27 protein-coding genes and 1 riboswitch are annotated in these 26,365 nt (G+C 55.5%); of the genes, 13 read left to right on the top strand and 14 right to left on the bottom strand.

Features of this window, described 5'->3' with window-relative positions; translation table 11 throughout:
• The first annotated feature begins 38 nt into the window (after positions 1-38).
• The 3 genes from FJ695_RS12755 to FJ695_RS12765 all read left to right on the top strand — a co-directional run bounded on the left by FJ695_RS12755 (position 39) and on the right by FJ695_RS12765 (position 1,883).
• Complete coding sequence (locus FJ695_RS12755; protein WP_141185805.1) at positions 39-632, top strand: DJ-1/PfpI family protein; 594 nt, start codon at positions 39-41, stop codon at positions 630-632.
• A 163-nt stretch (positions 633-795) separates the two neighbouring features.
• Positions 796-1,146: a ribbon-helix-helix domain-containing protein gene (locus tag FJ695_RS12760; RefSeq protein WP_141185806.1), complete on the top strand. Its 351-nt coding sequence runs from the start codon at positions 796-798 to the stop codon at positions 1,144-1,146.
• 386 nt (positions 1,147-1,532) lie between these two features.
• Positions 1,533-1,883, top strand: coding sequence for a ribbon-helix-helix domain-containing protein (locus FJ695_RS12765; RefSeq protein ID WP_141185807.1), 351 nt, complete (start codon positions 1,533-1,535; stop codon positions 1,881-1,883).
• Between the two features lie 14 nt (positions 1,884-1,897).
• Here FJ695_RS12765 and FJ695_RS12770 read toward each other — a convergent pair whose 3' ends face one another.
• From FJ695_RS12770 to gatC, 4 genes are all read right to left on the bottom strand, one after another.
• Complete coding sequence (locus FJ695_RS12770) at positions 1,898-3,007, bottom strand: NAD(P)/FAD-dependent oxidoreductase (RefSeq protein ID WP_141185808.1); 1,110 nt, start codon at positions 3,005-3,007, stop codon at positions 1,898-1,900.
• Positions 3,008-3,249: 242 nt separating this feature from the next.
• The gene (gatA, locus tag FJ695_RS12775) at positions 3,250-4,734 is read right to left on the bottom strand and encodes an Asp-tRNA(Asn)/Glu-tRNA(Gln) amidotransferase subunit GatA (RefSeq protein ID WP_141185809.1); all 1,485 of its coding nucleotides are present in this window, start codon (positions 4,732-4,734) and stop codon (positions 3,250-3,252) included.
• A gap of 10 nt (positions 4,735-4,744) precedes the next feature.
• Positions 4,745-5,224: a GNAT family N-acetyltransferase gene (locus FJ695_RS12780; RefSeq protein WP_141185810.1), complete on the bottom strand. Its 480-nt coding sequence runs from the start codon at positions 5,222-5,224 to the stop codon at positions 4,745-4,747.
• A gap of 15 nt (positions 5,225-5,239) precedes the next feature.
• Positions 5,240-5,527, bottom strand: a complete 288-nt coding sequence (gene gatC, locus FJ695_RS12785; RefSeq protein WP_141185811.1) for an Asp-tRNA(Asn)/Glu-tRNA(Gln) amidotransferase subunit GatC — start codon at positions 5,525-5,527, stop codon at positions 5,240-5,242.
• Positions 5,528-5,660: 133 nt separating this feature from the next.
• Here gatC and FJ695_RS12790 point away from each other — a divergent pair, with 133 nt between their 5' ends.
• Both FJ695_RS12790 and FJ695_RS12795 read left to right on the top strand, forming a co-directional pair.
• Positions 5,661-6,230, top strand: a complete 570-nt coding sequence (locus FJ695_RS12790) for a TetR/AcrR family transcriptional regulator (RefSeq protein ID WP_168206351.1) — start codon at positions 5,661-5,663, stop codon at positions 6,228-6,230.
• Positions 6,231-6,396: 166 nt separating this feature from the next.
• Positions 6,397-6,888, top strand: a complete 492-nt coding sequence (locus tag FJ695_RS12795; protein ID WP_141185813.1) for a YHS domain-containing (seleno)protein — start codon at positions 6,397-6,399, stop codon at positions 6,886-6,888.
• Positions 6,889-6,957: 69 nt separating this feature from the next.
• Here FJ695_RS12795 and FJ695_RS12800 read toward each other — a convergent pair whose 3' ends face one another.
• Positions 6,958-7,425 (bottom strand): DUF805 domain-containing protein, encoded by a 468-nt coding sequence (locus FJ695_RS12800; RefSeq protein ID WP_141185814.1) that lies wholly within the window; start codon positions 7,423-7,425, stop codon positions 6,958-6,960.
• 238 nt (positions 7,426-7,663) lie between these two features.
• On the opposite strand from FJ695_RS12800, the gene FJ695_RS12805 reads away from it, so the two are divergent.
• Both FJ695_RS12805 and FJ695_RS12810 read left to right on the top strand, forming a co-directional pair.
• Entirely contained in the window at positions 7,664-8,455 is a 792-nt protein-coding gene (locus FJ695_RS12805; RefSeq protein WP_209011026.1) for a siderophore-interacting protein, read from the top strand.
• A 243-nt stretch (positions 8,456-8,698) separates the two neighbouring features.
• The gene (locus FJ695_RS12810) at positions 8,699-9,955 is read left to right on the top strand and encodes a diguanylate cyclase (protein WP_141185815.1); all 1,257 of its coding nucleotides are present in this window, start codon (positions 8,699-8,701) and stop codon (positions 9,953-9,955) included.
• 81 nt (positions 9,956-10,036) lie between these two features.
• On the opposite strand, the gene FJ695_RS12815 is transcribed toward FJ695_RS12810, so the two are convergent.
• Genes FJ695_RS12815 through FJ695_RS12825 form a run of 3 tightly spaced genes read right to left on the bottom strand, consistent with a single transcriptional unit; the run spans position 10,037 to position 12,041 of the window.
• Complete coding sequence (locus FJ695_RS12815; protein WP_141185816.1) at positions 10,037-10,660, bottom strand: LysE family translocator; 624 nt, start codon at positions 10,658-10,660, stop codon at positions 10,037-10,039.
• Between the two features lie 46 nt (positions 10,661-10,706).
• Positions 10,707-11,291: an HD family hydrolase gene (locus FJ695_RS12820; protein ID WP_141185817.1), complete on the bottom strand. Its 585-nt coding sequence runs from the start codon at positions 11,289-11,291 to the stop codon at positions 10,707-10,709.
• Entirely contained in the window at positions 11,292-12,041 is a 750-nt protein-coding gene (locus FJ695_RS12825) for a pyridoxine 5'-phosphate synthase (RefSeq protein ID WP_141185818.1), read from the bottom strand.
• A gap of 234 nt (positions 12,042-12,275) precedes the next feature.
• On the opposite strand from FJ695_RS12825, the gene FJ695_RS12830 reads away from it, so the two are divergent.
• From FJ695_RS12830 to FJ695_RS12850, 5 genes are all read left to right on the top strand, one after another.
• Positions 12,276-13,190, top strand: a complete 915-nt coding sequence (locus FJ695_RS12830; protein ID WP_247653832.1) for a DMT family transporter — start codon at positions 12,276-12,278, stop codon at positions 13,188-13,190.
• Positions 13,191-13,415: 225 nt separating this feature from the next.
• Positions 13,416-14,939 (top strand): tyrosinase family protein, encoded by a 1,524-nt coding sequence (locus FJ695_RS12835; RefSeq protein WP_141185819.1) that lies wholly within the window; start codon positions 13,416-13,418, stop codon positions 14,937-14,939.
• A gap of 64 nt (positions 14,940-15,003) precedes the next feature.
• A complete protein-coding gene (locus FJ695_RS12840) occupies positions 15,004-15,624 on the top strand; it encodes a hypothetical protein (RefSeq protein ID WP_141185820.1) in 621 nt (206 codons plus the stop codon).
• A 359-nt stretch (positions 15,625-15,983) separates the two neighbouring features.
• Entirely contained in the window at positions 15,984-17,198 is a 1,215-nt protein-coding gene (locus FJ695_RS12845; RefSeq protein ID WP_141185821.1) for a GTP-binding protein, read from the top strand.
• Positions 17,195-17,815: a DUF1826 domain-containing protein gene (locus FJ695_RS12850; protein ID WP_141185822.1), complete on the top strand. Its 621-nt coding sequence runs from the start codon at positions 17,195-17,197 to the stop codon at positions 17,813-17,815. The genes FJ695_RS12845 and FJ695_RS12850 overlap by 4 nt, the downstream gene beginning before the upstream one ends.
• Positions 17,816-17,872: 57 nt before the next feature.
• On the opposite strand, the gene serA is transcribed toward FJ695_RS12850, so the two are convergent.
• The 5 genes from serA to FJ695_RS12875 all read right to left on the bottom strand — a co-directional run bounded on the left by serA (position 17,873) and on the right by FJ695_RS12875 (position 22,446).
• Complete coding sequence (gene serA, locus FJ695_RS12855; protein ID WP_141185823.1) at positions 17,873-19,117, bottom strand: phosphoglycerate dehydrogenase; 1,245 nt, start codon at positions 19,115-19,117, stop codon at positions 17,873-17,875.
• Positions 19,118-19,244: 127 nt separating this feature from the next.
• Positions 19,245-20,243, bottom strand: a complete 999-nt coding sequence (locus FJ695_RS12860; protein ID WP_209011128.1) for an iron ABC transporter permease — start codon at positions 20,241-20,243, stop codon at positions 19,245-19,247.
• A gap of 63 nt (positions 20,244-20,306) precedes the next feature.
• Positions 20,307-21,245 carry an ABC transporter substrate-binding protein gene (locus FJ695_RS12865; RefSeq protein ID WP_141185825.1) on the bottom strand — a complete coding sequence of 313 codons (939 nt, stop codon included), beginning with the start codon at positions 21,243-21,245 and terminating at the stop codon, positions 20,307-20,309.
• The gene (locus FJ695_RS12870; RefSeq protein ID WP_141185826.1) at positions 21,242-22,036 is read right to left on the bottom strand and encodes an ABC transporter ATP-binding protein; all 795 of its coding nucleotides are present in this window, start codon (positions 22,034-22,036) and stop codon (positions 21,242-21,244) included. The genes FJ695_RS12865 and FJ695_RS12870 overlap by 4 nt, the downstream gene beginning before the upstream one ends.
• Positions 22,033-22,446 (bottom strand): DUF1636 domain-containing protein, encoded by a 414-nt coding sequence (locus tag FJ695_RS12875; protein ID WP_141185827.1) that lies wholly within the window; start codon positions 22,444-22,446, stop codon positions 22,033-22,035. The genes FJ695_RS12870 and FJ695_RS12875 overlap by 4 nt, the downstream gene beginning before the upstream one ends.
• 103 nt (positions 22,447-22,549) lie before the next feature.
• Positions 22,550-22,767: riboswitch (cobalamin riboswitch) on the bottom strand.
• 368 nt (positions 22,768-23,135) lie between these two features.
• Between FJ695_RS12875 and FJ695_RS12880 the strand changes: the two genes are divergently transcribed.
• Positions 23,136-25,658: an EAL domain-containing protein gene (locus tag FJ695_RS12880; RefSeq protein ID WP_141185828.1), complete on the top strand. Its 2,523-nt coding sequence runs from the start codon at positions 23,136-23,138 to the stop codon at positions 25,656-25,658.
• A gap of 115 nt (positions 25,659-25,773) precedes the next feature.
• Here FJ695_RS12880 and ilvN read toward each other — a convergent pair whose 3' ends face one another.
• On the bottom strand, positions 25,774-26,346 hold the full coding sequence (ilvN, locus tag FJ695_RS12885) for an acetolactate synthase small subunit (RefSeq protein ID WP_141185829.1): 573 nt from the start codon (positions 26,344-26,346) through the stop codon (positions 25,774-25,776).
• Positions 26,347-26,365: the final 19 nt, after the last annotated feature.

Below are 26,365 nucleotides of genomic sequence, written 5' to 3' on the forward strand. Positions count from 1 at the left end.
CTTTGTTCATCCGCAATTCTTCAACGGGAGGACGAAGCATGAGCGCGCAGAAGATCTTGATGATCACGGGCGATTTCACCGAAGATTATGAAACCATGGTGCCGTTTCAGGCCCTGCTGGCCATGGGCTATGAGGTGGATGCCGTCTGCCCTGGCAAAAAGGCAGGTGAGACTGTGGCGACCTGCATCCACGATTTTGAAGGGGACCAGACTTACACCGAAAAACGCGGTCACAATTTCACTTTGAACGCGACTTTCGCCGATGTGGACCCTGCGAATTATGATGCGTTGGTGATCCCGGGCGGCCGGGCACCGGAGTATCTGCGTCTTGATGATGCTGTGATTGCGGCTGTCGCGCATTTCATGAGCGAGAGTAAGCCGGTGGCTGCCATCTGCCACGGCGCCCAAATCCTGACTGCAGCGAAGGTCATCGAAGGCCGGACCGTCTCTGCCTATCCCGCTTGCCGCCCGGAAGTTGAACTTGCTGGCGCCAGCTATGCCGATATTGCTGTCGATGCCGCCGTCACCGATGGCAATCTGGTCACCGCTCCGGCCTGGCCGGCGCATCCTGCCTGGCTGGCCCAGTTCCATGCCGTGTTGAGTGGTGCTGCCGCGAACACGCTTGCTGCATAAACTAGAGCGCCTGAACTAGACTATCCGCGACCCAGCCTGGATCCCATGACACGCTGGGCAGCGGGTGGTTTCCTGCCTCGGTGCGGCGCTGCCCCGGGGCGGGACTTTTCCTTGAATGCGAGCGGCGGTATTCTCTCTGTGAACGCCAGATCTGGAGGCAACAATGTGCAAACTCTTTATCGAAGCCGATGTGACCCTCTGGCAAAGCACGACCAAATCGCTCCGGATCGACGGCATGGTGACCTCTGTCCGCCTGGAGACCTTCTTTTGGAAGGTGCTGGATGAAATCGCCGCCCGTGATGGCATGAATGTGGTCCAGCTGATCACCAAACTGCATCATGAGAGCATCGACGCTGGCCACGATCTGGGCAATTTTACCTCATTCCTGCGGGTGTGCTGTGGCCGGTATCTGGCTTTGCAGCTTGCTGGTGACGTTCCCTTGGATAAACGCGTTCCAATTGCCGGGCTTGATGCCGATGGCATCCTGGAAGCTGAAGACCGCCGGGTTCACTGATCAGGTTGTGCCCTTAAGGAAGGTTGCGGGAGTACAATCCGCAGTCGGCTAACAAATTCCCATTGCGGCAATTGACCTTATTGCCATTTTATCCGAACTATGTAACGGCCACTTTTACGAGCAAACGAGTTGTGGCTGTAGTATTCTGTTACTACCCGTCGCTTATGTCGGCCTGCTACGACAATGTATTCGTTGCTTTTGGCGAGTGTCTCTCGCCGAACGAGAATCGATTGTGGCTTTTGTCACATTCACAAGGTTACTTGCCGATCCTGCCGTTCGATCTCTACCCACCAATTTGAGATTATGGCGGGTTTCCGGTTCCCCGCCCGGGACAGCTTTTAAACCCGGGCGGGGTTTTCTTTTTCGCGGATGGTCTGGGGGAACACATGTGCAAATTGTTTGTTGAGGCCGATTCTGAGCTCTGGCAAAGCCGCGCACGCTCGCTGCGGATCGACGGCATGGTAACGTCCGTAAGGCTGGAGAATTTTTTTTGGAATGTATTGGAAGAGCTTGCCGAGCGGGATGGCATGAATGTTGTTCAACTGATTACCAAACTGCACAATGAAAGCATTGAAGCTGGCCACGACCTTGGCAATTTCACGTCCTTTTTAAGAGTATGCTGCGGACGGTTTTTGGCGCTGCAGCTTTCCGGCGATGTGCCGACCGACAAGACCCAGCCGATCGCAGGCCTGAACGCAGACCAGATCCTGGAAGCGGAAGCAAACCGGGTTCATTGATTCTTCTGGTCTAATTATTCCATAGTTAGCTGCTGTGTAACGTAATCGCCGATTGCGAGCGAAGACGTGAGGCCGGGTGACTCAATGCCGTATAGGGCCACCAATCCGTTCAATCCATGATCCTTGGGCCCGTCGATGCGGAAATCCGGTGCAGGATCACTGGGCGCATGGATTTTGGGCCGGAGACCACAATAATCGGGCTCCAGAGCCCCGTCGGCGAGGGCAGGCCAATACTGACGGATGGCCTCGTAGAAGTTATCGGCGCGGTTTGGGTCGACGTCATAGTCGAAGTTTTCGACCCATTGCATATCCGGCCCGAATTTTACCCGGCCCATCAGGTCGAGAGTGACATGAACGCCGAGGAGGCCTGAGTTGGTCGTTGGAACCGGATAGATCAGGGTGGAAAACGGGGATTTGCCGTTGATCCGGAAATAGGTGCCCTTGGCGATATATGCGCGCGGTGCTTGGGTGTGGGGCAATTGGGCGGCGAGCCCTGGCGCACCATGTCCGGCAGAAATGATCAGTTCGCGGCACGTCATCGCGTAACCGTCATCCCCATCAGCCACGCTAACCTTATAGCCACCGCTCGGAAGGGCTTCCAGCTTGGTGACTTTGGTGTTCAAAACCACCTGGCCGCCATTGGTTTCAAGCTCTCCTTGAAGGGCGAGCATCAGACCATGACTGTCGACAATTCCAGTCGATGGTGAGGAGAGGGCGCCGTGACAGGCCAGTTCCGGTTCAAGGTCGGAGGCTTCTTCTGCGCTCAGCCGGATCAGATCGGTCACACCGTTTTCAGCGGCTTTTTGGCGTATGGCTTCCAGCTTTTCTGCCTGATCCGCCGTGCAGGCGACAATCAGCTTGCCCGTCTGCTTGTGACCAACGCCGTTTTCCTTGCAGAAAGCATAGAGCTTCTTTTTACCCTCAACGCAGAGCTGCGCCTTCAGGCTGCCGGTTGGGTAATAGATGCCTGCATGAATGACCTCGGAATTGCGGGCACTGGTTTCTGATCCAATTAGATCATGTTGCTCAAGCACCATCACTTCGCGGCCAGCCAGTGCCAAAGAGCGGGCACAAGCCAAACCGACAACTCCGGCACCAATCACGAGGGTTTCGATATCATGCATGGTCCGGCTCTTTTCTCAGCTTTAGTCATCCCGGAAAAGCCAATTGGCTATATCCGGGATCGGAGTGCCAATGCTGCTGTTCTCACTCTCCGATCCCGGGTCTCACTGGTGTTCGCCCGGGATGACGACGTAGAGTTTGGGCAACTATGCTTAGTAGCTTGCCGTCCCGGCTTTTGAACCGGGACATGCTTTGGTACTTGGTGGCCCCGAATCGGGTCTGGGGCAGCAAGTGCCTAGTGGCTTTAGCCCCACCAAGCCTCTGGCTCGAAGGAACCTGCAGCGTCTTCGATGACCTGACCGACCTGGAACAGTGTGCTCTCGTCGAACGGTTTGCCGATCAGCTGCAGGCCGAGCGGAAGGCCATCGCCTGAAAGGCCGGCAGGCACAGAAATGCCCGGCAGGCCGGCCATGTTCACGGTCACAGTGAAGATGTCGTTCAGGTACATTTTCACAGGATCGGAATGCAGATCCTGATCGGCAACGCCAAAGGCTGCTGATGGTGTGGCCGGGGTTAGGATGGCGTCGACACCGTTCTGCCAGGCCAGGTCAAAGTCGCGCTTGATCAGCGTGCGGACCTTTTGGGCTTTCAGATAGTAAGCGTCGTAGTAACCGGCAGACAGCACATAGGTGCCGATCAGGATCCGGCGCTTGACCTCGTCACCAAAGCCTTCAGCGCGGGTGTTTTCATACATCTCCACGATGTCTTTGCCCGGAACGCGCAGGCCATAACGCACGCCGTCATAACGGGCCAAGTTGGACGAGGCTTCGGCTGGCGCCACAATGTAATAGGCCGGCAGGGCGTATTTGGTGTGTGGCATGGCAATGTCGACGATCTCCGCGCCCGCTTCCTTCAGCCATTGAATGCCCTTCTGCCACAGTTCATCGATTTCACCCGGCATGCCATCAAGACGGTACTCGGCCGGAATGCCGATTTTCAGGCCCTTCACGGATTTTCCGATGGCTGCTTCATAATCCGGAACCTCGATGTCGACCGACGTGGTGTCTTTCGGATCAACCGAAGCCATGGATTTCAAAAGAATCGCGCTGTCGCGCACGGTGTGGGCGATTGGGCCGGCCTGATCGAGCGAGGAGGCGAAGGCGACAACGCCCCAGCGGGAGCAGCGTCCATAAGTCGGCTTGATACCGACCGTGCCGGTGAACGCTGCCGGCTGGCGGATGGAGCCGCCGGTGTCGGTGGCCGTTGCGCCCATGCACATACGGGCCGCGACAGCTGCGGCAGAGCCACCGGACGAACCGCCCGGGACCAGATCCTGGTTGGAGCCCTTCTTGCGCCACGGGTTGATAACGTCACCGTAGTAAGAGGTCTCGTTGGACGAACCCATCGCGAACTCATCCATGTTGAGCTTACCGAGCATCACTGCGCCGTCGGCCCACAGGTTGGATGTTACCGTGGATTCGTAAGCCGGTTTGAAACCATCCAGAATGTGCGAGCAGGCCTGGGTGTGAATGCCTTCGGTGCCAAATAGATCCTTGATCCCAAGCGGGATGCCTTCCAGCGCACCGCCTTCACCTTTGGCGAGCTTGTCGTCGGAGGCCTTGGCCATCTCGCGGGCCTTGTCGGCGGTGACAGCCACATAGGCGTTCAGCGCTCCGTTGGCTTTCTCGATGTTGCCGATAAAGGCTTCGGTGAGTTCTGTGGACGTGTAGTCCTTGTTCTTCAGTCCCTCGCGGGCCTCGGCAATGGTCAGTTTTGTAAGGTCTGTCATGTTGGGTCTCTTATGCCGCAACGCGGAGCGGCTTGCGGTAGAAAATAGAATATTCGCTGTCAGGATAGTCGAGCACCGGACCGCACTGTTCAAAGCCGGCGCCAACATAAAGGCGCTTGGCGGCTTCGTAGTTGTGTCCGGTTTCCAGAACCAGTTCGCGGAAGCCTTCGCCTTCTGCCAGCTCGACAACCCGGTCAAGGATCAGGCGCGCCAGTCCCTGGCCCTGAAAGGCCGGGCGGGAGTAGAAGCGCTTCAATTCGGCAATGCCGCCCTCGTGGCGGTAAAGCGCACCGCAGGCTGCTGCCGCCCCATCGATACGGGCAACGAACAAGGTTGTTTCCGGGCCAGTCATTTCCTCAACACTCATGCTGAAGTTGGCTTCTTCCGGGGTCAGCGAGCGCAGGACAGCGTTCAATTCGCTGACCATCTGGCGCATGTCATCGCTGAGCGGCGTCTCGACGGCGATTGAAATTGAAGGGGCGGAGGACATTCCGGGGCTTCCCAGTTATTCGACGACTTTCGGCACCATGAAGAAGTTGTCTTCAGAGGCTGGAGCGTTCTTGGTGATGTCGGCAGCTTTGTTGCCGTCCGTTACACCGTCAACGCGTTTTTTCATGGTCGTTTCGACGACAGAGGTCATCGGCTCAACACCGTCGATGTTCACTTCATCGAGTTGCTCGACAAAGCCGAGAATGGCATTGAGCTCGCCGGTCATGCGGGTGGCTTCGTCTTCGTTCACTTTGATGCGGGCAAGACGGGCAACGCGCTTTACCGTGTCAGTATCTACGGACATTTTTGTTCCTTTGGCCGATTAATGTTTGGCTTGGATCCGTGCATACGCTTTGCGGCACTGAATTTCCAATGAATGTGCTTGCTGTTGGGACCAAGAAATGAAATACGGTCCTGGTGAGGACCGGAATATTACGATGAGATCGCCCCGCCGTGGCCGGAAAGATGACCCAGGCCTGACAGACCGGCTACAGGCCGCCATGATCCAGGCCTTGGCACGGGAGGGTTTTGAGGCGGTCCGGGTGGAGGAGATCGCCAGGGCGGCACGCACCAGCAAACAAGCAATCTACCGCCGATGGCCAGGCAAGGAAGCCTTTGCGGTGGCTGCGCTTGAGTGTGGTCTCAGCAAAGTGCTGCCACCTGTACCCGAGCGCGCCAATGCAGCACGCGATCTGCACCGGCTTGTGGGCGCTTACCTCAACGGATTGGCAGGTGATACCGGCAAAGCCGTTATTAAGATCAGGGCATATCCGGGATTTGAGCCGCTGGTGCAACAATTGGAAGAAGAGATCCGCTTTCATGTCCGCCATTGCCTGATCGCAACACCGTTTGAACAGGATCTCTCCGCCCGGGCGGCCCTCATTTTGGGATTGATTTGGCAAGACCTTTATGACCGGCACTTGGGTCCGGGCGGCCTGACCCAAGCGGGTTTGGAAAGCGCAATCTATTTGGTTCTCGGGCTGGTGGCGCCACAGGCCCCGAGCTGAATTTAGGAAGCCCAGAAACAAAGCCATCACAGTTTCCTAGCCGGTTGTTGGCATCTCTGTGATTAAGGGTGATTGGCATTTGGGCTGGGGTGCCGCCATTCTCCGGACATGTCCTGTGCTGCCGCGCTGGATGGCTCATAGTCCCACCCCTCCAACGGAGACCTCGATGCCGCTTTATACGTCCAAATCAGTGCTGCTCGGTTTGACAGCTCTATTTTCCGTCACAGGCTTTGCCGTTTCGGCTGATGAAATCACCACCTTCACCAAGGGTGGTGCGGCAATCGGCGGAACGGACCCGGTTGCTTATTTCACTGAAGGCAAACCGGTAGTCGGGTCCGACGCCTACACTTTCCAGCATGATGACGTCACCTGGAAATTCTCTTCGGCCGAAAACCGCGATAAGTTCGCTGCTGATCCAGCCAAATATGCGCCGCAATATGGCGGCTTCTGCGCCTTTGGCCTCAGCAAGGGATTTAAGGTGCCGGTCGTTCCGGAAGCCTGGAAAATCGTTGACGGCAAGCTCTATCTGAACAATAGCCTCGCCGTTCAAAAACGATTTGAAGGCAATACGGCTGAACTGATCAATCACGCTGATCTCAATTGGGATATTGTCAAGGACACCAAGCCAGAAGACTTGAAAGAACCGATCATCCGGTAACATCCAGCTATTGAGGACACCGAATGAGCCCGCCCTTTCGGCGGGCTTTTTGCGAATTGGTTTGGGCGATTATCTTGAATTGGCTAGGCCGCGACGGCCAAACCCAACTTGTCTATTTGGCGTGCGGGGCCGTTGATGATGTGTAGATGCATCAGAAGTATTCGAGTTCGCATTTGGTTTTTTCTGATCGGGTGGTCTTGTGAAACGGCCTGCAGAGGTTTCAATGCCGCAGAAATAAATCATCAAGCCAGTTCCAACTGTCGGAAGCAGGAAACCAATGTACCAAACCCAGCTTCGACCTGAATCGCGAAGCCGATTTAAGCAAGTTGAAAAGTTTGAATAAAGCCCAACAAAAATGGTTGCCGAAATTCCGAGTATTTCTCCAAAATTACGATGTTCATTTGGACTGTCTGGAGATGCAAAAAGCAAAATGGTTACAAAAAGTCCGGCGAAAAACAGCCCCCAAATTACGGCTTGATAGAGCCACCATTGTCCACGGGAAATGCGACCGTAAAATGGATTGTATAATGCTTCCATGTTCACCTCATACTAATAGCTCCTTATTGAGGGAACTCTCTAAATACTAAACTTCTGGTTTATTTAATTGGTAAATCTGAGAATTACTGAGCTCGCGTTTCAAGCATATGAATTGCAACCCGGTCGCGCAAATACACGCCGTTTCGTCTTGTTGAACAATGACATCTTTAAAAATCAAGACAGCGATGCTAAATGCTGAGTTATGAAGTCAACATTTAGAAAGGTGCTCAAAGCCGTCATGCCAAAACGCAAGCCCCGGATATTGACCGTCAAGTCGGCGGTGTATTTAAGCCCAAACATGATCCGGGTGACCTTCGCCGGTCCGGAGCTGGAAGGGTTTCCGCTCAATCAGGAAGGGGCCAATTGCAAATTGGTGTTGCCGCGAGAAGGGGAGAGCCGCTCGGATTTTGAGGCGTACTTTGCGCCGGATGGACCGGATGAGAAGGTTCATCCCGTTAGAACCTATACCGTGCGCGCCTACCGTTCGGATACGCTGGAACTGGACATAGATTTCGTCGCTCATGGTGATAGTGGTCCAGCCACCCGCTGGGCACAGCAGGCAAAACCGGGGGCGTTCCTGGGTTTCTTTGGCCCAAGCCAAAAGAAAATCAAAGAGTTTTACGCCGATTGGTATCTAGTGGCCGCAGACCTTTCCGCGATGCCAGTTGCCGAGGCCGTTCTGGAACAAATGCCCCAGAATGCCAAAGGTATTGCGGTTTTTGAGGTGCCGTCCGAAGAAGACATCCGCGAAATCCAGGTTCCTGAGAAGTTTTCGGTCCATTGGCTAATCCAAGAAGATCCGCATGTGGCGTCCAGCGCTCAATTCGATTTCATCGCATCGATGGAGTGGCCCGCCGGTGTTGTTCAGACTTGCATTGCCGGGGAAAGTTCAGTGATCCGCGAGCTGCGGGGATATCTCAACAACACGCGCCAGGTACCCCGCAAAGACACCTACATTTCCGGATATTGGAAGATCGGCATTGTCGAGGATGAACACCAGAAAATGAAACGCGCGGAAGAAGCTGCTTGAGGCGTGAGATGGGTTTGAAAGGTCCGGGAAAACGGTGCCAGACCGGATCTGCATCCCGATAACTCGACTGCATTGCGCAACTAGAGAATCAATTTTTGCGCGAAATTTCCGGATTTGTGCGCCATAGGGTTATTTTAATGGAAATATACATTTTGAAATAGTAAATATTTCAAAGGGTTGCGCGTATGTTCCGAAATATTGCAGCAACCCTTGTCAAAGCAACGAGAGTTGGTAGAGCAGGGTATGGCTTCTTCCAACGCACTTCTCCTGTTTGCGCAGGCTATCGTCTATTTTGCTGTCATGATGAGCTTGCTCCGGGCAAGACGCGCGATTGGCATCGGCGTTTTCATGTGTGCGCTGGGCGTCATGCACTTTCTGGAGACCTATCTCGCCGCCGTTTTTTACATAGAACTGCCTTTCGGCATTGTGTCGCCGGGATCGACCGTTTTGTTTTCCGGCAAACTCTTGATGATTTTGCTGCTTTATATCCGGGAAGATGCACAGATCGTCCGTCAACCGATTTACGGTCTTTTGATTGGCAATTTTTTGATTGTCGCACTCGTCATGATTTTGAGAAACCACGAAACCATTCAGGTTGCCGTGGGGCGGTTGCCTGATATCGCATTTGTCGACGAGATCGGCTGGCTCATGGTCTGGGGCACGATCCTGCTCTTCATTGATGCGATCGCGATCATTGTCTTATACGAGAAAATTGGAGATCTGTTTGGGCGTCACCTCGGATTGCGTTTCCTGATCTCCGGGGCGATCGTGCTGACGTTCGATCAGGCCGGTTTCTTTCTGGCATTGCATATTGTTACGGGAGCGCCGCTGCAGGTCTTTTTTGGCGGTTGGGCAGCCAAAATGGTTGCGGTCGTTGTCTACACCGCGTTGTTCGTTGCCTATCTGAAGTACTTCAGCAGCAGAGAGCGCTGGCTGACCAACCGGCCGTTTCGCGATGTCTTCAACGAACTCACCTACCGGGAGCGATACTGGGACCTGGTTGAGGCAACCAGCCGGGATCACCTGACCGGTGCCTTGGACCGGCGGCTGTACGACAAGGACGCGCCAAAGATCGTAAAGGCAAACCTCAAGGACGGCCGTCCGCTCACAATGCTCGTCATCGATATTGATCATTTTAAAAGGGTCAACGACCAGCACGGTCATGAAACCGGCGACAAGGTACTCAAGTCCATCTCGGGCATACTTTTGGACAATTTGCGCTCAGACGATCACCTCTACCGGTTTGGAGGAGAGGAGTTTGTTCTCTTGTGCGAACGGCTTGCGCCAGAAGGTGCGGTATCGTTGGGAGAAAGATTGCGACGCGCGATTGAACGTCAAAGCCAGTATTTGCTGCCGGAAAAAATCACTGTCAGCATTGGCGTGTCGAGTCTCACGGACGACGGAGAAACGCTTGAGCAACTCTTCCAAGCCGCTGATCAACGCCTTTACAAGGCCAAGAGCAGTGGCCGGAACAAAGTTTTGGGTCCAGACCTATCTTAAAACCACTGCCAAGGGATTTCGGCTAGGATAAACAATGGCCTAGCCAAGTTCTCAGCGGGTCAAGCGAACTCGGTCTTTTGCCTACCTGCTGGCGCTAGCCAAAGCTGCGCCAAACCCCACAAACAGGCCGCCTGTGGTTCTGCGCACCCAGCGCATGCGCTTTTCTGACGTCAAGAACCGGCGCATGTGGCCGCCGGCAAAAGCAATCGCGGCATGGTTGGCAAAACACAGAACGGCATAAGTGACAGATAGGATCGTTGTTTCCAGGAGATTGATGCCGCCTTTGGACATAAATTGCGGAAAGAGCGCGGTGATCACCAGAATGGCCTTGGGATTGGTCACGGAGACCAGGAATGCCTCCAGGAAGAGTTTTGCCGGATGTTTGCGCGCCGTCAGCGCCCCATTTTGAACCTGAAAACTGGATTTGTCCCGCCAGATCTTGATGCCCAGAAAGATCAGATAGGCTGCGCCAATGAATTTCATCACCGTGAAGGCAAGAGCAGAAGTTGCCATCAGCGCGCCGAACCCAAAGGCAACCGCATACCCGATCACGATCAACCCCATCATGTTGCCGCTGGCAGACGCAAGGGTCGCGTTGCGGCCGAAGCGCAATGTGTTGGAGATCGCCAGCATGACAGCTGGGCCAGGGCTTATGGCCGGCAGGAGTGAGACGGCAATAAACAGAAGCCAGAGATCAAAGGGCATGAAAAAGGTCTTTCAGTTGAATGCTTAGGCAGGGATAGGGCGTGTTTTAAGGAAGCAGATGGCCGGATTGAACAGCGCGATCCAGCAAAGATTGGGCATAAGCCCAGAGGCCGGGGAAGGGGGCCAACTTGTCTTCCTTTTTCTTGCGAATGTCACCAACGGCCATTGGTTCATGAACCGGGTTGTCCTGCTGGGAGGCAAAGACCAGCAGCATGGGATGCAAAACATCCATGGCGTTGGCGAACCGGGCCTCTTTAGTCTCATTGTGCTCAAACTCGTGCCACAGGGCCCGAAATTCTGCTGACTGCTGATCTGGTAGAAGTGCGAAGATCTTTTGGGCAGCGGCCTGTTCTTTCACAGCGACATCTGCATGGTTGTCGTCCGTCACCCAATGATCGCCTGCGTCTATTTCAACGAGGTCATGAACCGCAAGAAGCTTGATCACATGATTGATGTCAGTGCCGTCTTCGGCGTGTTCCGCCAGGGTCAAAGTCTGCAAGATAACGTGCCAGCAATGTTCAGCTGTTGTTTCCCGCCGGTTGCCGTCCGATAGTTGATTGAGCCGAACCACATCCTTGAGCTTGTCGGTTTCGAGTAAGAAACTGACCTGCTTTTCCAGATCCAACACCATCTAGAGTTCACCCATGGCCTGACGGAACCGCCGGACGCTTTCGGTAAAACCATAAATAAGCGCATCGGCGGTAAAGCCGTGGCCGATAGACATTTCCCGGATGAAGGGCGCTTTGGCGAGAAGTGCCGGGATGTTTTCGACGGTCAGGTCATGCCCGGCGTTGACACCTAGACCGACTGCCTTTGCGGCGTTCGCTGTTGCTACCACCTTGTCCAACTCTTTGGCCGCTTGGTCCGCATCGTCAAAACAAGCGCCATAAGGGCCAGTGTAGATCTCGATGCGTTCAGCACCGAGGCGTGCTGCATGTTCCGGGTCAGATGGATCCGGATTACAGAACAGCGACACAGTGATTGCCCATTCCTTGGACGCAGCGATTGCTGTTTCCAAAAGGCCGGTGCCCTTGGAAAAATCCCAGCCGTGATCGGAGGTTGTCTGATCCGGGTCATCGGGCACAAACAGGACCTGCTCCGGACGGGCCTCTTCGACCAGTTTTAGAAAGTCCGGCGAAGGATAGCCTTCCAGACACAGTTCCTTGTTCGGAAACCGCTCTTCGATCAGCTCAGCAAGGTCAAAGACATCGCTCTTGCGGATGTGGCGCTCATCAGGGCGCGGGTGCACTGTTATGCCCTTTGCGCCGGCTTCCATTGCTATGCTGGCAAGGCCTGTGACGCTCGGCCATGGAAGATCGCGGCGATTGCGCAACATGGCGATGGCATTGACATTGACGGACAGGCGCGAGACGGCAGTCATGTTCACAATCCGGTTAAGAAGGTTGGCAGTTTGATTCAAGATGATCGGACTTTAGCGCAAGATTGTGCCAAAGGTCATTGAAGTCAAACAAGAAATTGTCCCTAGTGACAATGTAAATGCTGGAGTTTATGTCGCAGGGCGGTGCTCTTTCGATTGTGGCGCTGAGCGGGGAAAACCGTTACCACAGGCGCCGTTATCCGGAAAATTTACAATAGAGATTCAAAGGTAGAGGTTTTGACAGCAAACGGCATTCAATCGGCGAACACGGAGAATATTCGCGGCAGCCTTGCGATGATTTCTGCAATGGCGCTCTTTGCAGTTGAGGACATGTTTCTGAAAGCTGCTTCTGTGTCTTTGCCGGTGGGTCAGATCTTGATGTTGTTCGGTCTGGGGGGCGCGCTCGTCTTCGGTTGTGTTGCTAAGGTACAGGGCGATGCGCTGGTGCAACGCCAGGCCTTTGGCAAAGTGATGGGTATCCGGTTTGTCTTTGAACTCACCGGCCGGCTGTTTTATGTACTCGCGCTGGCCTTGACGCCGCTGTCGTCGACCACGGTCATCCTTCAGGCTACACCGATTTTTGTCGTGCTTGGCGCTATGGTGTTTTTTGGTGAACAGGTGGGGTGGCGCCGCTGGGCCGCTATTGTCATCGGCTTGATTGGCGTAGTGATTGTGCTGCGCCCGGGAGCAGACAGTTTCACCATGCTGTCGATGCTGGCCTTCATCGGAATGCTTGGCTTCGCCGGCCGGGATCTAGCCAGTCGTGCTGCACCAAAAATTCTCAGTACATCGCTTTTGGGCTTTTACGGCTTTGTGACGTTGATCATCGCGGGACTTGCTTACGCGCTCTGGTCAGGTGAGCGGCTTGTCGTGCCGGATACAATAAGCGGGTTTTATGTGGGGCTTGCTGTTTTAGCAGGCGTTTTTGCCTATGGCAGCTTGATGCTTGCGATGCGCACTGGCGATGTGTCTCTGGTCACGCCGTTCCGTTACTCCCGGCTGTTGTTTGGGGTTGGGCTTGGAGTTCTTTTTTTCGAAGAGCAACTGGACCTGCAAACCCTGATCGGCTGTGCCGTGATTGTCTTGTCCGGCCTGTTTATCCTGGCGCGGAGCAACCGGACACAGGCGGCGGGCAATAGATCCGGCTCCTGAAACTTGTCCGCACGGCCCAGGACCTGATCTAATCCGAGTTGGCTGTTGCTCAACCTCAGTTTCCGCGGAATTCAGCCGGAATTTTGCACTCTAGTGGGTGATTGCCACTCAGCAATCACCGGATGTATTTTGGTTGTTTTTCTGGAAATTGCACTTAAAGATAGAAAAACCTCTCAAAGTTTACTATACGTAAGTATTCTGCCGAACCTAAGGAGGAGGCGACAGATGATTACGCGAAGAAAATTGATGACGACCGCCGCGCTTTCAGGTGCTGCCCTTACTTTTTCCGGTGTTGTTCCAGGCGTTCGAGCCGTTGCTTATACGGGGCTTCCAGTCCGCCGCAGCCTTGGTGGCATGCCGCTTGACGACAAGGATCTGAGCCTCTGGCGTGATTTTGTCGGTCATATGAAAGGGATTTCAGAAAACGAACCGGTCAGTTGGATCGGGTTTGCCAATATTCATGGAACGTCTACCGGCGGCTTTAACAAGTGCCCACATGGCGATTGGTATTTTCTGCCTTGGCATCGCGGCTATGTGTCGATGTATGAGCAGGCAGTGAGGGATTGGTCCGGGGAAGCGTCGTTCGCAATGCCCTATTGGGATTGGACCACCGACCGGCAGATCCCAAAAGCTTATTCGGATCAAACTTACAATGGTCAACCCAATCCGCTCTATGACGCCACGCGGACAATGTCTGCGACCGCCAGCCTGCCGGACAATATGGTAGGCCAGAACGTGATTACCGACATCCTGGCTGAAACCGAGTACCAGGTGTTCGGCACGTCCAAAAACCCATCTCAAAACAATCTTGACCAGAGCTGGATACCGGCCGGTGGCGGTGTTTCGGGGCCGTTGGAAGCCAATCCACACAACAGGGTGCATTGTGCTGTTGGTGGCCAGATGTGCTCAGCCGTATCCGCGCGTGATCCTTTGTTCTTTATGCATCATGGCAACATCGACCGGCTTTGGGCACTTTGGAACAGCCAGGGCCGTCAGAACACAGAAGAGTCGCTTTGGACGGATATGCCGTTTGCGAATAATTTCCGCAAAATGGATGGTGCTGATTATACGGTGATCACCGGCGAGACTCAGGCCTATGAGTCTCTTGGTTACACCTACAATCTGCCAGAAACCTCTGGCCTTTTGGCTCTTGCGGCTCGGGTTCGGCCGGGGGCGTCCTCAACCGGTCTCAATGATGTTTTGGCCGGCCGGCCTGCCCCGGAAGGGGTAATTACACAAACAAAAACAAACTTCCTTGCGGCCACGGCGCTTAATCCGCTGGATATTGCAGTGCCGGTTTCCGCGTCCCAGGTTGCGGCCGCATTGGGTGAAAGCCCGCAATCTACCGAAACCTTAAGGCTCTCCAGTCAGATCGGTGATGCTCCTAAACAAGTGATCGCTATCTTGCGGGATGTACCGGCCCCTGCTGCCGATACGGCCGAATATAGGGTCTTTGTGAATTGCGATTACCTATCGCTCGAAGTTCCTGACACAGATCCGCACTATGTGACGACATTTGGCTTCTTTGGCTTGGCGGGCGACCATGCTGGTCACGGCCACGGCGGAACGGCTAAAGAACCTAGCTCCTATCTGGTCAACCTCACCGGCGCTCTGCAGCGTTTGGCCCGCCGGGGACAGGTGACAGGCGACGATATTGTGGTGCAGGTCTTGGCGTATCCGCGTCAAGGGGTCAGCCCCCAAGACGCTGCGCCGATCGTTCCTGGCTCTGTTGAGGTTGCGATTGTGTGAGTGCACCTTAGATTCATGATGGCTGACAAGGGAAAGTAATGAACCTGGAAGGCGATCAAAACGAATGACACAGGTCATGGAAGTCCCAAAGGGGTTGAACTCTGTTGGCAGGATCAGCTTGCGGTCTCTCATCGTAAGTCTGGTCCTGTTGTCCGGGTCCAATGTGGTGTCCGCAGGACAAACCGCAGAAGCCGCAATACCGGTGCCAAGGCCAGTGCAAACCGAAGCAACCGGCCAATCCAATCAAGCGGAAACAGGGTCGGCTGCCGGTGAGACAAACTCTGGCAAAACGCCAGATGGCTTTACCAAATTGACGGATGGCCAAATACAGACTGTTTGCCTGCCGCAGACCGCGGGGCTGAAGCAGCAATTGGCCGATCCGAATAACAAGCTCGCACTGGTTATCAGTTCATATCATCCTGGTAATGGTGGTGGCGGAGGAATTTTGGTTCATGAGACCGGATCTGCCATTGGAGCGGTAGACCCGGTCGCCTCTATCGGATTTTTCCCCAATGTCGGCTTTGGGCTCGAAGATACGCCCAAAAAATACTTTCTTCCCAAGTACCTGTTGAGGAAGTCGGGAATGGGAGCCGACTACTGTTTTGATCTCACATTTGATACGGTCACTGACGGCTCGCCAAAGAGTAAAGCCGATGTCTCCCTTGAGGTGGTGACACCGGACTAGGCCAAAGCGCGGTTCGTTCCACCATTTGAGGGCAATGACCGCCGGGTCTTCATGGGACGTGCTCGAAAACTGCCCGCCGTTTCCCTGATCAGCTCAACTTATCCGGAACTTTTCTGTGAGAAATCCGTTCCTGCCGCCGTTGGCATGGCAAGCCGTCGCGGACGGTCGGTATCACGCTGAACTCTAAGAAATTCAAAAACATAGCGCAGTCACGATCGCTGATACTGCCAATTGCGCAGTCTTTTGCGTGCACTGGTTTCGTGGAGCAGTGGCGCAAAAGGCTTGCCAGCTCCAGAGGGTGCACGGTATGAGGTATGTAACGTAATAACATTACATCATTCAATGTAGCGAGATCCTCTATGGCCGATACCCGATTGCCCGTCACCGTCCTGTCCGGCTTTTTAGGCGCCGGAAAAACCACTTTGCTCAACCGGATCCTGAACAACCGCGAGGGTTTGAAGGTGGCGGTCATCGTCAATGACATGTCGGAGGTCAACATTGATGCCGACCTGATACGGTCCGGCGGTGCGGAATTGAACCAGACCGAGGAAACTCTGGTTGAGATGTCCAATGGCTGCATCTGCTGCACTTTGCGCGATGATCTTCTACAGGAAGTCCGCCGTTTGGCAGATGAAAAGAAGTTCGATTACCTCTTGATCGAGTCGACCGGCATTTCCGAACCGCTACCGGTTGCCGCGACTTTCGAGTTCCGTGATGAAGACGGGGAAAGTCTGTCTGATGTGGCTCGGCTCGACACGATGGTGACCGTGGTCGATGCGGTAAACCTGCTGCAAGACTTCTCCAGTCATGACTTTCTGAGTGACCGGGGCGAGACCCTTGGCGAAGAGGACGAGCGCACGCTGGTACATCTTTTGACCGACCAGATCGAGTTCTCCGATATCGTTGTCTTGAACAAGGTCAGTGCCGCCGATGCATCCCGTGTGGATGCTGCCCGCAAGATCATCCGCAGCCTCAATGCCGACGCCAAAATCATCGAAACGGATTTCTCGCAAGTTCCCCCTGCTGAAATTCTGAACACGGGCCTGTTTGACTTTGAAAAGGCACATGAACATCCGATGTGGGCCAAGGAACTTTATGGTTTTGCAGACCATGTGCCGGAAACGGAAGAATATGGTGTTGCGTCTTATGTCTACCGCGCGCGCCGGCCGTTTGATCCGGTAAAAATCCATGCGCTTTTAAATGGTCCCATGCCGGGCGTGATCCGCGCCAAGGGGCATTTCTGGATCGGGACCCGTCCGGAGTGGGTTCTGGAGTTTTCGCTGGCTGGTGCTCTCTCCAGCATCAGTCCGCTTGGAACCTGGTGGGCGTCCGTGCCGATGAACCGCTGGCCGGATGATGAGCGGGCCCATGCCTATGCCAAGGCAAATTGGGCCGAACCCTTTGGTGACCGGCGCCAGGAAATCGTGGTGATCGGCGCTGGAATTGACTGGCCTGCGTTGAAGGAGCGTCTCGATGCGTGCCTGATCCCGCTGGACGCAGGCGATGATCTTGACGCGTTTAAATCGCTTGCCGATCCGTTTCCTGCGTTCCGCCGGCAGGAGACCGCGGCATGAGCCTTGCCCTCGAGCAATCAGGCCGTCCGGTCGCTGCCGATGTTTTCATGGCGCGGGACGCAGATATCTTGTGCGAAATTGGGTCGCCGGGCGTTGCGGCGGCGATCTGGCAACGCACGCCGGAACCGGCGTTCAACTCCTGGATTGATCAGCTCGGGATGGACGACCTGCCGGATCTGCGCACCGTGGTCCCGGTCCATCTGGCAGAGGCTGCGGTCATAACGGCCTGTGAAACCGCTGGTCTTGCGGCTTGTCCTGAACGGGACACGTTGGCGAGCGATGTTGGTGCGCTTGCTGTCATGATGGCCAGAATACTGGACGTTCAAACCGTCCGGGTCAGGCTGGATGTGGCCGACGAAGTGATGTGTCCGAAATTCCACATTGATCGCGTTCCAGCGCGGCTTTTGTGCACCTATCGCGGGGCGGGAACTGAATATGTGCCGGCCAGCTCAGAGCATGATCCCAAACGGATCCGGCGATTGAAACGCGGAGCGGTCGGGCTGTTCCGCGGCGCCTTGTGGCAAGGCGACGACGTCACTGGCATTTTGCACCGCTCGCCGGAAGTTACCCCGGAAGGCGGCCCGCGTCTGCTGTTGGTGATTGATCCGGTCGAATAAACAAAAAAGGCCCTGCAAACGCAGGGCCTTTTCTTTGTTCTTAGCAATTTCTTGTCTTCAAACCCGGTTAAGCAACCGCGCCCGGATGGTGTTCGGCAACGCCCGGATTTCCTCCAGGATCTTGACCGGATCCTGCACCGGGCTGTCGACATCCAAAACCACATAACCAATGTCCTGATGCGACTGCATGAACTGGGCGTGGATGTTGAGATTGTGGCGGGTGAAGAGGTCGTTCAAGGTCCGCATGGCGCCGGGAGCATTGTGGTGCACCTGAATGAAACGGGTGGCGTCCGTACCTTTCGGCAGCTGAACTTGCGGGAAGGAGACCGCCCCAATCGTTGAGCCGACATCGGAGTACTCCACCAACCGTTTGGAGACTTCTTCACCGATCCGAGCCTGAGCTTCTTCTGTGGAGCCGCCGACATGGGGTGTCAGGATGACATTGTCGAGGCCGCGTAGCTGCGAGATGAACTCATCCTTATTGGACTTCGGTTCCACCGGGAACACATCCACAGCGGCACCGGCGAGATGACCAGATTTGAGTGCGGCAGCCAGAGCGTCGATGTCGACCACCTTGCCGCGCGCGTTGTTGATCAGGAAGGCGCCCTTCTTCATCTTGGCAATCTGATCGGCGCCGAACATGTCCCGTGTGTCCGGTGTGTCGGGCACATGAAGGGAGACGACATCGGACTCGGCGAGCAAGGCTTCCAGGCTGTCGGCAGGCATGACGTTGCCGTGCTGCAGCTTGTCGATCGTATCGTAGTAGATGACCCTGAGGCCCATGGCTTCTGCGAGATTTGACAGCTGCGTGCCGATGTTGCCGTACCCAATGATGCCGAGAGTTTTGCCGCGCACTTCATGAGAACCGGTGGCTGTCTTCATCCAGCGGCCGTCATGGGCCCCGCTTGATTTAGAAAAAACGCCGCGCATCAGCATGACGATTTCGGCAATCGTCAGTTCGGCAACAGAGCGGGTATTGGAAAACGGTGCGTTGAAGACCGGAATGCCACGCATCAAGCTGGCGTTGAGATCCACCTGATTGGTGCCAACGGAAAAACAACCGACAGCGACCAGGGTTTTTGCGGCTTCCAGAACCTCTTCGGTTACCTGTGTACGCGAGCGGATGCCGAGGATTTGCACGCCCTGCAGCTTTTCGATCAGCGCATCTTTTTCCAGTGCGCCAGGCAGCACTTCGACATTCGAGTAACCGTTTTTCTCCAGTACCGCTTGTGCAGTCGGCGAAATGCCTTCCAGCAGCAGCCAGCGGATCTGGTTTTTGGGGCGGGAGAGGCCGGTCATCATGGGTCTGACGTCTTTTCTGAAGATTTGGGTGAGTCATGCACCGATCACGGTGCGGAACGCCGGTGTCGTATACGCGCAGATCCATGTCGCGTCTAGGGTTCTAAAGGCAAATGTGCGGGTTTGTCCGTCAGCTCCGGTTCCGCCTTAACAGCCAGATGAAAAAACAGCCGCCGATGAGGCCGGTGACGATCCCGATTGGCATGTCCTCCGGGGCCATGAGGGTGCGGGCGGCGATGTCGGCCCAGAGGAGAAAGATCGCACCGAGAAGGGCGCTCACCGGAACAACTCTTCGATAGTCACCGCCAACAACCATGCGCACTATGTGCGGGATCATCAAGCCGACAAACCCGATCATTCCCGAAAAGGCGACCATGACGCCTGTAATCAGGGCGCCGACAACAAAGATTTCCAGGCGGAAGCGATCAACGGCAATGCCGAGGGTCGACGCTGTTTCGTCGCCGACGGTCATGGCATTGAGTTGCGGTGCACGGATCCAGAGCCACAATCCGCAGGTGGTCAGGATCGCGAGCGGATAGAGGAGCTGAGACCACTGGGCAAGACCGAGACCACCAAGCATCCAGAACACCACCGTATGTGTGGCCCGTGGGTCGCCCAGAAAGATCAAGGTATTGGCAAGTGCCATGACGATGAAGGAGACTGCGACGCCGGCGAGAACAAGCCGGTCCGCAGTAGAGGCATCTGCAACCCGTGCCACGCCGAGAACGATTGCGGTTGCCATTAAAGCACCACCGAAGGCAAACAGCGGCACAGTCAGGGTTCCTAGAAACAATCCAGTATGGAGCAGGGCGAGAATAGCGCCGAAGGCTCCGCCGGACGAAATCCCAAGCAGATGCGGATCGGCCAGCGGGTTCCGGGTAACGGACTGCAGGCTGGCACCAACCAGCGCCAGGCCTGCACCAACCATCACCGCCAGAAGTGCCCGTGGAAACCGGATATCCCAGACAATTGCCTCGCGCCCGGCTGACCAGGTCTGTTCGACAAGTCCGGGGGCTAGCTTGTTCGCTATGACCCCCCAAACGGTGGCGGCCGGGATCGGGACAGCCCCGACACCGATGGCCAGAGTGAGCGAGGCCATCAAGACACCAAATCCAATCAGCGCGACCATTGGCAACCGGGCTGGAGGAGCCCAACTCCGCTGATTGGGCCCCTTGATGGCTTCAAGCATGGTTCACTCTCCCCAAAAGGCGTTTGCCAGTTTCTTGATCGCCTTGATGTTGCGCGGTCCAGGCGTTGCTTCCACGTATTCCAGGACAACAAATCGGTCGTTTTTGACAGCATCGAGGTTTGCAAAGGCCGGGTTTTCCATCATGAAGGCCCGCTTTTGTGCAGCGGTTACATCCCCGTAGTTGACGATCACGATCACTTCCGGATTGCGTTCAACAACGGTTTCCCAGCCGACGGTGGCCCAGCTCTTTTCCAGATCGTCGACAATGTTTTTGCCGCCAGCTGCTTCAATCATCGCGGTCGGCATGGCGTAGCGGCCAGCTGTGAATGGGGTGTCCTCGCCGCTGTCGTAAACGAAAACCCGCAGTGGTGCGTTGCCGGTGGTCAGAACTTTCTCAAAGTCCGCAAGCTCGGCTTTGTAGCCTGCGACCAGATCTTCAGCGCGCCCCTGCACCTCAAAGATTTTTCCAAGGTTCAGGAGGTCGTTGTACATGTCCTCCATCGAGACTTTCGGCTTTTCGCCGATGTGGATGCAGCTTTCGGTGAGTTCGTAGACATCAATCCCGAAGGGAGCGAGTGTATCTGGCGTGACTTCACCCCCGACTTTCATGCCGTAGTTCCAGCCGGCAAAAAAGAAATCCGCATCAGCGCCGATGAGGACTTCCTTGGTCGGGTATTTGGCAGAGAGTTCCGGCAGTTCGGCGACACCCTCGCGCATTTCCTCGTCCAGAGTTTTCCAGCCCGAGATACCGGTGTAGCCAACCATGCGATCGCGCAGGCCAAGCACCAGCATCATCTCGGTCAGGTTGACGTCGTTGGAGATGGCGCGCTTGGGCGGTTCTGAGAACGTGACTGTGCGATCGCAGCTTTGTACGGTCGTGTCTGCAAATGCTCCAGTTGTCATGAGAGTGAGTGCGCCAAGGGCGTGAAAGATTGGTTTCATGTCAGTTCCTTATCGGAAAGCGTATAGGTGAAGTGGGATGTATTTGACGGTGTCAGCTTTTGGCGTTGCGCCTGAACGCGGAATGCAGCTGATACGGCCCTGTCGCTCAAGACCGTGTGTGGTGGACCAAAGGCTTTGGCCACACCCTGATCAAGCAGCAGAATATCGTCGCAAACCGCGCTGGCCATGTTGAGATCGTGCAGACTGGTGACGATGGTCATGTCGAGGTGGCGGATCAGCTTCAGAACTTCCAGCTGATGGCGGATGTCGAGGTGGTTGGTCGGTTCGTCGAGAATGAGCAGGCCTGGCTGCTGTGCCAGAGCGCGGGCGACCATAACTCTCTGACGTTCACCGCCCGACAAGGTGCCAAACCTCCGGTTTTGCAGACCGGATAAGTCGAGCCGGTCCAAAGCTTCTTGAATGATCGCACGGTCGTCGGCACTGCGCCCGGCAAGAGGTGCGTGGAAGGGTGTGCGGCCGAGTTCCACGATTTCCAAGACGGTGAGGGCGAAGTCCGTCGGCTGTTCCTGCAGCACCGCTGCCACGCGCTGGGCAGCCGCCCTTGCGGACAGGGACCAAATGTCCTGACCATCGATCTCGATCCGCCCAGTGTCCGGCCGGTGAAAGCGGTACAGCAGCCTGAGGAAGGTGGACTTTCCAGCGCCATTTGGGCCGAGCACGCCCAGAACACGCCCTGCCTCAAGGTGCAGGGAGACCGGTTTTAGGATCGGGGCTGTGCCGCGCGGGGCCCAGCTGGCCTCCGTGACGGTCAGCGATGCGGCCGACGTCATTGAACGGCCATCTCTGTTTCTTCTGAGACGATGATCGCAGCCGGCACGCGCGCGAGCGCCGTTCGGCGCAGTTTTCCGGGTCGCTCACCGGAGGAGCACCAGCCATCGGGCAACTCCGCATACTGCCGGGCAAACGTGATCAGATCCGTAACGTCTTCCTCCGGATCGATGTCACCAAACAGATACGTCGCCTTTTGGCTGCCGTGAAAAGCTACCGTGCAAGGACGGCTGCACCCGGCCATGCACGCAACACCGGAAATCTCAAAGTCGTCTGAGACGAATTTGCCGGCCGTTTGAAGTGCGGCCTGCAGCTTTTCAATCAGGTCATAACCAGGCTTACAGTTGCTGCCCTTGTGTCTGCAGGACGTGCACACCGTGATGCGGTGTGAGGTGTGTCTTGATGTCTCCATAGTGCCCTCCGCACATTGGCGGGGCAGTGGAAACATGGGCAGAGTTTGATCCTGATAAGCGGATACATAAGGTCCTGCTCCTGTCCGGGGCACCCCGCCCGGGTTGAAGTTGATGGTGTGCGGCAGGTCTCCTGACTTGCGGGTCTCTGCAAACCTTGAACCTTCCCAGAGCTGGCGCTCCAGTGGTCACTTCAAGGTTGCTCTCCGCTCACAGTTGCGGGGGCAGTTACGGATTTGGCGCCTGATGGCTACACCGCACCGTATTCCCTTTTAATCCACCATCCATGACCGTCCGGCGGAACCACGGGCGGAGGTAAACACGCTTGTCCGGGGAAGGCAAGATAGCTTTCAGCGCGAACACGCGTTTGTCCAATCATATTCAGGGGTCGTATTGGCCGGCGGAGTTTTCAGCCTGGCCAGATTTATGGTTGAGCAAGGAATGTTTGACGAACACCTCCGAGTAAAGGCATCGATGAACAAACGCACCGGTTGCGGGTCCTGTTGGAGTGGCGGCCAAGAGTTTGTTTATTGGCTGGGTAGGCTAAAATATTTCCATTATGATTGTAATAATTACCGATAGATGTTGATTGTTTTTACTTGAAGGTCTGGATCTTTGTTTGCTTCACTTTAAACCTTGTCTGAGGGATGTCGGCAAATGAGACAGATGGGCCGAAAAAGCGAGCACCGGATTGGACGCACTCAAAAACTCCTTTCTTGATCTGACCTGTGACGCCGTCGCGGTTTGTTGTTGGGACGACGGTTCTGCGGACATTCACCTTGTCTATATCAACGACGCTTTCGCTGACCTGTTTGGGCCTTTTGAAGAATTGGTCGTCGACAACTCTATTCCGTGTGCCTCAATGCACCGTGGTCTTCTTCAAGATCCATCCGGAAAGTTGCAGGAAGCGGCCGAATTGAAACATACCGACGGGACGATGTTTCAGGCCAGCGCCGCAGGCTTCGCCTTTAGGGATGATGAAACCGACAAACTCTACAGCTGTGTGACCTACCGCGACGTTTCCGAGAACCTGTCGATACGGGCAGAGTCGCGGCATAAAGGTGCGGACGAAGAGCTTGGCGCCAAACAAGAGGATCCCGTAGCGCTCAAGGCGGCGTATGAGCGTATCCTTGGGGCGTTAAATGCTCACCCTGATCCGATCGTCATTTATGATGCCGACTTGCGGCTTGTCTACCGCAACGATGGGTATGCTGCCTCGGTCACCGATAATCCGAGCGAGTTGGTCGAGGGAATGCGCCTGAGGGACGTGCTTCTGCTGGCAATCGAGCACGGCAGATATCCGGCGGCTGTTGGGCGGGAAGAGGCCTGGATAGAAGAAATCCTGTCGCCGAACTCATTGAGCCAAGTGGCGGAGAATGTTGAACTGGCTGGTGATGTGCACCACAAGCTCATTCGTTCGCGCGCTGCAAATGGTGATTACGTCGTGATCCGGCTAAATTCAACAGAACTTGTGCGCGAAAAACGGGCTGCTGAAGCCGTACAGGCAAGGCTGATCGCAGCGCTCAATGCCTATCCTGCTCCCTTTGTTATTTATGATTCCGATGACTGCCTTGTGGTGTGCAATGACGCCTACCGCGTCTCCATGTCCAACAATCCGGATGACCTAAAAGTCGGAATGCACCGGACGGAAGTCGCTCGCATCGCCGTTCGCGCCGGAAAGATCGCCAATGCGGTCGGACGAGAAGAAGAGTGGATGTCCGACGCGCATCAAAGCATGGACGTTAGTAAACCGGTGCAGGACCTGGAGTTGCCCGGTGACATTCATCACCGGTTGTTGCGGTCCCGGGTCGAGAATGGCGACCTGGTCATTCTGCGGATCGATACGACCGAACTTGTGCGCCAGAGCCGGGCGCTGGAGAAAGCGAATGCTGAAATCACCCATATGGCGCTCCATGATGATCTGACAGGACTTGGCAACAGAAGGTATCTCGCAAAACAACTGGAAGAGTTCACAATAAGACGCAGTCAGACTGGGGGAGAAATCGGAGCGCTGCACATTGATTTGGACCGTTTCAAGCAAATCAATGACACGATGGGGCACCGGGCTGGAGACGATGTGCTGGTGGAAGTGGCCAAGAGGATCAGGCTTGTCCTGGACGGATCGGAAGAGGTTGCCCGAATTGGGGGCGACGAATTCGTTGTTCTGGTGCCTTTGGCAAATGATCCGAAACGGGCTGCGGATCTGGCCGAGGTTCTGTTGAAAGACTTGGCACGGCCGATGCACACCCACGGAAAGGAATGCCGTTTTGGGGCATCCATCGGGATTGCGCAGACACCGCTTTCTGAGGTCGAAAACCTTCTAACAAACTCGGATGTGGCGCTCTACAAGGCCAAACACCGCGGTCGCGGACGCGCGGAGATGTTTGACCATTCCGATCTGGAGGACGTCCGCAACGCAAAGACGCTCGCCGATGATATCCTGCGCGCTGTGGAGCAGGGCGAGTTCGTGCCCTACTATCAGCCGCAGGTGGATTCGAGGACTGGCCAGATTGTTGGTGTTGAGGTTCTCACACGGTGGCTCCACCCGGAAAAAGGCATCGTCGCGCCGAGTGAATTCCTGACCTTCGCCGCGGATCTGAGTGTTGCCGGTGATATTGATCGGCAAGTCTTCGAGCGTGCGCTTGCCGAAGCGCGACGCCTACCAGCGGCAGCTTCAGACATTATCACGCTGTCATTCAATGTCAGTGAGGACAGGGTCAACCTGACCGACATAGATGAACTTGGACGCATGGTCCAAGCCTATCAGGGCCAGGTGAGTTTTGAGCTTCTTGAGACAATATTTCTGGAAGAGCAGGATGACACGTTCTTGCAGCGTCTGGATCAGCTCCGGGGTCTGGGCATATCGATTGAGGTTGATGATTTTGGCAGTGGTCATGCGTCCGTTGTTGCCCTGCAGAGGATCAACCCGGACCGTCTGAAAATTGATCGGCGGCTGGCCGCTCTTGTAACGACCGGCAGCGGTGGGTTGCGCCTCATAAGGTCAATTATCGAGATCGCGCAGGCGCTTGAACTCGGGGTCACTGCGGAAGGCATTGAGACAAAAGAACAGGCCGAAATCCTCGCGAAACTCGGTTGTGACAGACTGCAAGGGTATTATTTCGCTGAACCGATGCCCTTTTCTGAACTGACCACGTTCTTGGCTTCACAGCCAAGTATACCGGAATTGACAGCGTTTGAACCAGGGGCCGGATGACGTCTGTTGGAAAGGTCACTGTCCGGCCGCCGACAGATCGGCTCGGAATGTCTTACCAAAAAACAAATGGCCCCGGCGAATGCCGGGGCCACTACTGCTAGAGAGAGTATTTTCCTTAAAGCCCTTCCGGTCCGCGCTGAACGGCAGCGACACCGGTGCGGGAAACTTCGACCAGGCCGAGCGGTTTCATGATCGAGATGAACTGCTCGATCTTTGAGGTCCGGCCGGTGATTTCAAAGACAAAGTGTTCCGTTGTGGCGTCAATGACGGTCGCCTTAAACGCATCGCCGAGACGCAGGGCTTCCAGGCGCTTATCGCCATCGCCAAGGACCTTCACCAGAGCCAGTTCCCGCTCCAAGGGCTTGTCCTGATTGGCGCGGCGGGCCCGCACGGTCAAGTCGGTTACCCGGTGCACGGGCACCAAACGGTCGAGTTGGTGGCGGATTTGCTCAATGATCATCGGCGTACCGGTGGTCACGATGGTGATCCGCGACAGATGTTTTTCGTGCTCGGTTTCCGACACTGTCAAGCTGTCGATGTTGTAGCCGCGGCCGGAAAACAGGCCGATCACCCGGGCGAGAACGCCCGGTTCGTTGTCCACGATCAGCGATAGGGTGTGAGTTTCGATTTCATTGCTCACCTCGGCCAGGAAATAGGCAGAGAGAGCGTCAACGTTTTGTGCGTTCATGTCTTTAATCCTTTGCCTT

The organism is Labrenzia sp. PHM005 (genome assembly GCF_006517275.1).
Taxonomy (GTDB): domain Bacteria; phylum Pseudomonadota; class Alphaproteobacteria; order Rhizobiales; family Stappiaceae; genus Roseibium.